The following is an 8338-nucleotide window of genomic DNA, read 5'->3' as shown; positions in this document are numbered from 1 at the left end:
GGTCCGGCGCGCGGCGCTGCAACTCACCTGCCTCGCCTCGGGCGCGGGGCTGCCGTGCCTGGTGCTGCCGCGCATGACGGCCGGCGGGCTGCCGGTGGGGCTGTGCCTGATCGCGGCCCCGGGCAGCGACCACGCGCTGCTGAATCTGGGCGTCGCCGACAGCCGCCGCTGAGCGGGCACCGTACGGGGGACGTACGACGGACGCGCCGCCCTGCGGCTACCGCGCCTCGCCGGCCCGCTCCGCCTCCTCGACCGCCGCGTCGCGCAGTTCGACCTTGCGCACCTTGCCGCTGACCGTCATCGGGAACTCCTCCATGACGCGCAGCCGCCGCGGGATCTTGTAGTGCGCGAGCCGCCCCTCGCAGTACCCGGCGATCTCCTCGGCGGTGGGGGCGTCCGCCGGGTCGACGGCGATGACGCAGGCGAGGATCTCCTCCCCGAACCGCTCGTCGGGAATGCCCACGACCTGTACGTCGGAGACCTTGGGGTGGGTGTAGAGGAACTCCTCGATCTCGCGCGGATAGACGTTCTCGCCGCCGCGGATGATCATGTCCTTGATGCGGCCGGTGATCACGACGTAGCCGTCCTCGCGCATCACCGCCAGGTCCCCGGTGTGCATCCAGCGGCTGGGGTCGATGACCTGCTCGGTCTGCTCCTTGTCCGCCCAGTACCCGAGCATCACCGAGTAGCCGCGGGTGCACAGTTCGCCGGGCTCGCCGCGCGGCAGCGTCACACCGCTGGCCGGGTCGACGACCTTCACCTCCAGATGCGGCAGCACCCTGCCGACGGTCTCGGTGCGGCGCTCCACGTCGTCGTCCGTACGCGTCTGGAGGGAGACCGGCGACGTCTCGGTCATGCCGTAGCAGATCGCCACCTCCTCCATGTGCATCTCGGCGACGACCCGCTTCATCACCTCCACGGGGCACGGCGAGCCGGCCATGATCCCGGTACGCAGCGAACTGAGGTCGTACGAGGGGAAGTCGGGCAGCCCCAGCTCCGCGATGAACATCGTGGGCACCCCGTACAGCGACGTACAGCGCTCGTCCTGCACCGCCCGCAGCGAGGCGGCGGCCTCGAAGGTCGGGGACGGGATGACCATGCACGCGCCGTGGCTGGTGGCGGCGAGATTGCCCATCACCATGCCGAAGCAGTGGTAGAAGGGCACCGGCAGACACACCCTGTCCTGCTCGGTGTAGCCCAGCAACTCCCCCACGAAGTAACCGTTGTTGAGGATGTTGTGGTGGGAGAGCGTGGCGCCCTTGGGGAAGCCCGTCGTCCCCGAGGTGTACTGGATGTTGACCGGGTCGTCACAGCTCAACAGCGCCTCGGCGGCGCGCAGTTGCTCCTCCGTCGTCTCATGCCCGGCGTTGACGAGCACCTCCCAGTACGGGGTGCCGATGTGGACGGTCTCCAGCAGTTGCGGGCACTCGCCGGCCACCTCGCGTGCCATGGCGCGGTAGTCGCTCGTCTTGTACTCGGTGGACGCGATGAGCAGTCGCACCCCCGACTGACGCAGTACATAGGCCAGTTCATGCGTTCGGTACGCGGGGTTGATGTTGACCATCACCGCGCCGATGCGTGCCGTCGCGTACTGGACGAGCACCCACTCCGGGCAGTTGACGGCCCAGATCCCCACCCGGTCGCCCTTGCCGATGCCGCGTGCCATCAGCCCCCGTGCGAGCTGGTCGACGTCCGCGACCAGTTGCGCGTACGTCCAACGCCTGCCCTCACGGGTGTCGACCAGGGCCTCACGCCCGGGGTGCGCCGCGGCCGTCCGGTCGAGGTTAGTGCCGATCGTCTCGCCGAGCAGCGGCGCCCCGGCGGTCCCGCTCGCGTACGAGAGCGCCGTCGATTCTCCGGTCACGGGGACCTCCTCGTCCTTGAGCCATGGCTTTAGCATCGTGGGTGAGTGATCTGCGCCTCACCACCCCCGAACGGGGGTGACGTCGCGCGCGGAACGCGAGAGGGGACGGACTGCGATGACGGACCAGGCCGAATCCGGCGCGATACGGGCCGCGCTGGTCAGGCTGCGGCGGACGACGGAGATCCCGGTCGCCTTCGCGGGGATGACCGGTGAGGGCCGCGGCTTCCGCATCACCGAGATGACGGGCACCACGACCCAGGCGCTGCGCGGCCTCGCGATCGCCCCGGGCAACGGACTCGGCGGCAAGGCCGTGGCGCTCGCCCGGCCCGCCTCCGTCACCGACTACCGCTCCTCGCGTGTGATCAGCCACGAGTACGACGCCGCCGTCGCCGCCGAGGGGCTGCGCTCGGTGCTGGCCGTGCCCGTGGTGGTACGCCGCCGGGTGCGCGGCGTGGTGTACGCGGCGCTGCGGGAGTCGCTCGCCCTCGGCGACCGCGCCCTGGACACCGCGGCCGACGCCGTACGCGAACTCGAGCAGAGTCTCGCCGTGCGCGAGGAGGCACAGCGGCTGATGGAGGTCCAGCAGAAGCCGGTCGCCGGCCCCCGCGCCTGGGAGGAAGTACGCGAGGCCCACGCGGAGCTGCGCACCCTCGCCCAGCGGGTACCGGACGGCGCGCTGCGCACCGAACTGCTGGAGGCCTGCGGCCGGTTGGCCTCGGCGTGCGGCCCGGAGGCGGCTCCCGCGGACCGTGCGCGTGCCGTCTCGCTCACCCCGCGGGAGCTGGACGTGGTGGCCTGTGTCGCCGGTGGCGGCACGAACGCCGCGATCGCCGCCCGTACGGGGCTGAAGCCGGAGACCGTCAAGGCGTATCTGCGCTCGGCGATGCGGAAGCTGGGGACGCACACCCGGCTGGAGACGGCGGTGGCGGCCCGCCGGGCGGGCCTCATCCCCTGAATCCCCTGAATCCCCTGACCCCGCGGGCGCCCCGCCCGCACACGGGAGTGCGCCGCCGTCAGCCGGTGACCGCGTGCAGCACGAGGATCGCCAGATCGTCCTCCACGGGCTCCGGCCCGAAGTCGTGCGCGCTCTGCCGTACGCGCTCCGCGACGGCCATCGCGCCCATGCCCACACAGCCGGCGAGAATCTCCGCCAGGCCGTCGTCGTCGTCCAACTGCCGCTGCCCGCTGCGCCGTTCGGTCACCCCGTCGGTGACGCACAGCAGCGACTCCCCCGGCTCCAGATCGAATGCGTACGCCGTGAACTCGGTGCCCTCGTCGATGCCGAGCAGCATCTGCGACTCGACCACGGACACCACGACACCGTCCGGCGACAGCTTCAGCGGCGAGGGATGCCCGGCGCTGGCGATGCTGCAGTGCGCCCCGCCCGCCACCGGATCCGGTTCCAGCTCCCCGTAGACCAGGCTGAGGAAGCGCGGCTGCGCGCTCTCCCCGCCCACGGCCACGGCCTCGGCGCCCTCCTCCGCCATGGCGGCGTTGAGCCTGCTGAGCACCGACTCCACACCGTGGCCCTCCCGGGCGAGCAGCCGTACGAGGTGCCGGGTCAGCCCCGTCACGGACATCGCCTCGGGGTCCTTGCCCTGCACGTCCCCCAGCAGGAACGACCAGCGGTTGCCGCCCATCGGGAAGAGGTCGTAGAAATCGCCGCCGACGGTCTGGCCCCTGGCGTGCGGTTCGTAGACGATCGCCGTCTCCACGCCGGGCAGACTGGCGAGCGACGGCGGAAGCTGCCGCCGCTGAAGTGCCCGGCTGATGCTGGTCTGGCGCGTGTACTGGCGGGCGGTGACCACGGCCTGCGCCACGCGTCGCGTGACGTCCTCGACGGTCCGTGCGACGGAGTCGGTCATCTCCGTCGGGCCCGCCCGTCCGATGATCAGCGACCCGTGGCAACTGCCCCCGGCGACCATGGAGAAGGCCAGCGCCGAGCCGCCCCGGCCCGAGTCGTCCGCGGCGTCCGGCCACGGCCAGGGGATGCCGACGGTGCGCAGCATCGCGGGAGGCGGGTCCGCTTCGAGGGCGAAGCGCAGGGCGTCGACCTTGCGCTCGTCGACGTGCCAGACCCGGGAGAGGCGCATCCCGCCGCCCTCGGTCGTCAGCCACACCGCACACCAGTCGGCCAGCCGCGGCACCAGGAGCTGCCCCGCGAGCGCGGCGACCATGTCCTCGTCGAGCTGCCCGGACAGCAGCTCGCTCGCCTCCGCGAGGAAGGCGCCGCCGCGGTCGTTCCACTCGGCGGTGCGGCGCCGGTCGGCCCGCGGCGAGGAGGAGAAGATCTCGGCGGCGTCCAGCTCCCGGTGCATGGCCTCGTTCAGCGAGCCGGAGGGTCTGGCCACCATCTCGCCGGGCGCCAGCCGGAACCAGACGACCTTCTCCGTACGCCGGTAGGTCACGCCCCAGGACTCCGCGAGGGCGCCGATGATCTGGAGCCCGAGGCCGCGGCCGCCGCGTCGCGCGGAGCTGTCGCCGGTGACCCGCCCGGTGGGCTGCCGGTCGGTGACCTCGACGAGCACCGCGGCGACGGCCACCGGTCCGGAGTCTTCCCCGCTCTCGCCGCTGTCGCGGTCCTCCCTGTCCGAGCGGCTGCCGCCGCCCGCCCCCACGGGCTCGGTCTCCACTCCGCACGCGACCTCGATCTGGGTCCCGGCGTGCATGAGGGCGTTGGTGACGAGTTCGCTGACGAGCAGTTCGGCGTCCTCGGTCAGCCGCCCGATCAGCGGCCCAGGCGTGACACTGGCCCGCGCCCACTTCTCGATCTCCGCGCGTACCAGCGTACGAGCGGTGGAGGGTGCGAGCTGACTTGTGGGCAGGGCCCTCCGCGACGCGGGATCGCTCAGGCCGGCGGACGGCAGTCGCACAAGCCTCTCCTGACTCGGATGTCACCAGCGATAAAGCCTCTACAATAGGATAAAGCTACACATCCAGGATGCTTGGGATGGGATGCCATGGACGACCCCCAGGGACTGTCGGTACGCGAGGCCGATCTGCGTCCACTGCTGGGAGCCATGCGGTCGCTGAGTGACGGCGACTTCTCGGCGAGAGCGGCGACCGAGACAGAGGGAGTGCTGGGCGAGATCGCCGGTGCGTTCAACCAGATAGCCGCCCGGAACGAACATCTGGCGGCGGAGCTGAGGCGGGTCCGCCGCGAGGTGGCCAAGGACGGCCGTCTCGACGAGCGGATCTCCGCGAGCCCGGGCCCCGGCTCCTGGACCACGAACGTCGACGAGGCGAATCAGCTCATCGAGGCGATGGCGTTCCCCCTGACGAAGGCGACGCGGGTACTGGAGTCCGTCGCGGACGGCGACCTCACCCAGCACATGGAGCGGCACAGCGGCGGCTACGGGCACAACGGCGATCTCGGCCGGCTCGACAGCAGTCTGAACCGGCTCGTCGACCAGCTCTCGATGTTCACCGGCGAGGTCACGAGAGTCGCCCGCGAGGTCGGCACCGAGGGCAACCTCGGCGGCCGGGCGGACGTCGGAGAGCTGTCGGGCGACTGGCGGCGCGTGACCGAGGCCATCAACACCATGGCCGAGCGGCTCACGGATCAGGTACGGGACATCGCGGGTGTGACGACGGCCGTCGCGAACGGCGATCTGACGCAGAAGGTGATGGTCGAGCCCTCGGGTGAGCTGCTGGAGCTGAAGCTCACCGTGAACACGATGGTCGACCAGCTCTCCGTCTTCGCCGACGAGGTCACACGTGTGGCCCGCGAGGTCGGCACCGAGGGCAGTCTCGGCGGCCAGGCCGAGGTACGGGGCCTGACGGGCGCCTGGCGGGATCTGACCGACGACGTCAACACCATGGCGTCCAACCTCACTTCACAGGTACGCAACATCGCACAGGTCTCGGCCGCCGTCGCGCAGGGCGATCTCAGCAAGAAGATCACCGTGGACGCCAAGGGCGAGATCCTCCAGCTCATGGGGACCGTGAACTCCACGGTCGACCAGCTCTCCGCGTTCGCCGACGAGGTCACCCGCGTCGCCCGCGAAGTCGGCACCGAGGGCAACCTCGGCGGGCAGGCCGAGGTACGGGACGTCTCCGGCGTGTGGCGGGATCTGACCGACAACGTCAACACCATGGCGTCCAACCTGACTTCACAGGTACGCAGCATCGCCCAGGTCGCCACCGCGGTGGCCGAGGGCGACCTCAGCCAGAAGATCACCGTCGACGCCAAGGGCGAGATCCTCCAGCTCAAGACGACCCTCAACACGATGGTCGACCAGCTCTCCGCGTTCGCCGACGAGGTCACACGTGTGGCCCGCGAAGTCGGCACCGAGGGCAACCTCGGCAAGCAGGCGCAGGTGCGGGGCGTCTCCGGGGTGTGGAAGGACCTCACCGAGAGCGTCAACTCCATGGCGCTGAACCTGACTTCGCAGGTGCGCAGCATCGCCCAGGTGACCACGGCCGTCGCCAACGGCGACCTCTCCAAGAAGATCGACGTCGACGCACGCGGCGAGATCCTGGAGTTGAAGGACACCGTCAACACGATGGTCCACCAGCTCCGCGCGTTCTCGGACGAGGTCACCCGCGTCTCGCGCGAGGTCGGCACCGAGGGCAACCTCGGCGGACGGGCCCAGGTGCACGGTGTCTCGGGCGTCTGGAAGGACCTCACCGACAACGTCAACTTCATGACGACGAACCTCACTTCACAGGTCCGCAACATCGCACAGGTCGCCACGGCCGTCGCCAACGGCGACCTCTCCAAGAAGATCGACGTCGACGCACGCGGGGAGTTCCTGGAGCTGAAGACCACCCTCAACACCATGGTCGACACGCTCTCGTCCTTCTCCTCCGAGGTCACCCGCGTCGCCCGCGAGGTCGGCAGCGAGGGACAGCTCGGCGGACAGGCCCGCGTCGAGGGCGTCTACGGCACCTGGAAGGGCCTGACGACCAGCGTCAACGAGCTGGCGGGGAACCTCACCACGCAGGTACGGGCGATCGCGGAGGTCGCCAGCGCCGTCACCCAGGGCGACATGTCCCGTTCCATCGCGGTGGACGCGCGCGGCGAGGTCGCCGAACTCAAGGACAACATCAACGTGATGGTGGCCAACCTGCGCGAGACCACCCGTACCAAGGACTGGCTGGAGTCCAACCTGACCCGTATCGCGGGCCTGATGCAGGGCCAGCGCGATCTGGGGGAGGTCGCCGACCTGATCCTGCGGGAGCTGACGCCGCTGGTGAACGCGCAGGCAGGGGCGTTCTTCCTGGTCGGATCCGGCGGAAAGCCGGGCGACGAGCTGGAGTTCATCTCCGGGTACGGCACCAGCGGGCGCGAGGATCCCGGCGCACCGGACTCGCCGCTGCGCGGGCTGATCGCCCAGGCCGTCGCGGAGAAGAAGCGCATCCTCATCGAGGACGCGCCGCCCGACTACGTACGGGTCGAGTCGGGGCTCGGCTCCGCGCCCGCCGCGAACATCCTCATCCTGCCGATCCTCTTCGAGGACCGGACGCTGGGTGTGCTGGAGGTCGCCTCGTTCAGCAAGTTCAACGAGGTCTATCTGACGTTCATCGACCAGTTCGTGCACACCATCGGCGTCTCGATCAACACCATCCTCGCCAACGCCCGTACGGAGGTGCTGCTTTCGGAGTCCCAGCGGCTGACGAAGGAGCTGCGCCAGCGCTCGGACGAACTCCAGCGCACCAACGCCGAGTTGGAGGAGAAGGCGGCGCTGCTCGCCACGTCCTCGCAGTACAAGTCGGAGTTCCTGGCGAACATGTCGCACGAGCTGCGGACGCCGCTGAACTCGCTGCTGATCCTCGCGCGGCTGCTGGCCGACAACCCCGACGGGCGGCTGTCCGAGCAGGAGGTCGACTTCGCGACCACGATCTACCGTTCCGGCTCGGATCTGCTGCAGCTCATCAACGACATCCTCGATCTGTCGAAGGTCGAGGCGGGGCGGATGGACGTACGGCCGCGGCGGCTGCCGCTGACGAAGCTGCTGGACTACGTGCACGCGACGTTCCGGCCGATGACCATAGACCGCGGGCTGGCCTTCGAGATCGGGGTCGGCGAGAACGTGCCGCGCGAGCTGTACTCCGACGAGCAGCGCATCCAGCAGGTGCTGCGCAACCTGCTGTCCAACGCGGTGAAGTTCACCTCGACCGGCGGCGTCGAACTGCGCGTGGAGCGGGCCGCGAACGAGCAGTTCGACGAGGCGACGCTGCGCAGCGCGGAGTCCGTGCTGGCCTTCTCCGTGAAGGACACCGGCAGCGGCATCCCGCAGGACAAACTCGCCGTGATCTTCGAGGCGTTCCAGCAGTCCGACGGCACCACCAGCCGCCGCTACGGCGGCACCGGGCTGGGCCTGTCCATCAGCCGGGAGATCGCGGGACTGCTCGGCGGGCGGATCGACGTCGAGAGCACCGAGGGTGTGGGCTCGCGCTTCACGCTCTACATCCCGTCCGTCTACCCCGGCGCCACCTCCCCCGCGGAGCCGCCCGAGGGCGGAACGCCCG

Annotated in this window: 4 protein-coding genes (1 of these 4 running past the window's edge); 2 read left to right on the top strand and 2 right to left on the bottom strand. The window is 70.3% G+C overall.

Annotated elements, in window-relative coordinates:
• Nucleotides 1–217 precede the first annotated feature (217 nt).
• Nucleotides 218–1900, bottom strand: a complete 1683-nt coding sequence (locus AN218_RS04150; protein ID WP_070015251.1) for an AMP-binding protein — start codon at nt 1898–1900, stop codon at nt 218–220.
• 79 nt (nt 1901–1979) lie between these two features.
• Between AN218_RS04150 and AN218_RS04145 the strand changes: the two genes are divergently transcribed.
• A complete protein-coding gene (locus AN218_RS04145; RefSeq protein ID WP_070015250.1) occupies nt 1980–2819 on the top strand; it encodes a helix-turn-helix transcriptional regulator in 840 nt (279 codons plus the stop codon).
• A 58-nt stretch (nt 2820–2877) separates the two neighbouring features.
• Here the strand turns inward: AN218_RS04145 and AN218_RS04140 are convergent, their stop codons facing one another.
• The gene (locus AN218_RS04140) at nt 2878–4533 is read right to left on the bottom strand and encodes a SpoIIE family protein phosphatase (protein ID WP_420855935.1); all 1656 of its coding nucleotides are present in this window, start codon (nt 4531–4533) and stop codon (nt 2878–2880) included.
• Nucleotides 4534–4824: 291 nt separating this feature from the next.
• Here AN218_RS04140 and AN218_RS04135 point away from each other — a divergent pair.
• The coding region annotated (locus AN218_RS04135; RefSeq protein WP_107421351.1) for a HAMP domain-containing protein crosses the window boundary (this coding region is incomplete at its 3' end): on the top strand, nt 4825–8338 show 3514 of its 3660 nt. 146 nt of the annotated region lie beyond the right edge of the window.

Origin of the sequence: Streptomyces nanshensis, from assembly GCF_001751255.1 — a bacterium.
GTDB lineage: Bacteria > Actinomycetota > Actinomycetes > Streptomycetales > Streptomycetaceae > Streptomyces > Streptomyces nanshensis_A.
The sequence above is the reverse complement of the archived record's forward strand: the minus strand, read 5'-3'. Positions and strand labels throughout refer to the sequence as shown.

What these genes read in the sequence shown, in the direction of transcription:
- AN218_RS04150 (WP_070015251.1), bottom strand. Translation starts at nt 1,900, where the DNA reads ATGCTAAAGCCATGGCTCAAGGACGAGGAGGTCCCCGTGACCGGAGAA.
- AN218_RS04145 (WP_070015250.1), top strand. Translation starts at nt 1,980, where the DNA reads ATGACGGACCAGGCCGAATCCGGCGCGATACGGGCCGCGCTGGTCAGG.
- AN218_RS04140 (WP_420855935.1), bottom strand. Translation starts at nt 4,533, where the DNA reads ATGCACGCCGGGACCCAGATCGAGGTCGCGTGCGGAGTGGAGACCGAG.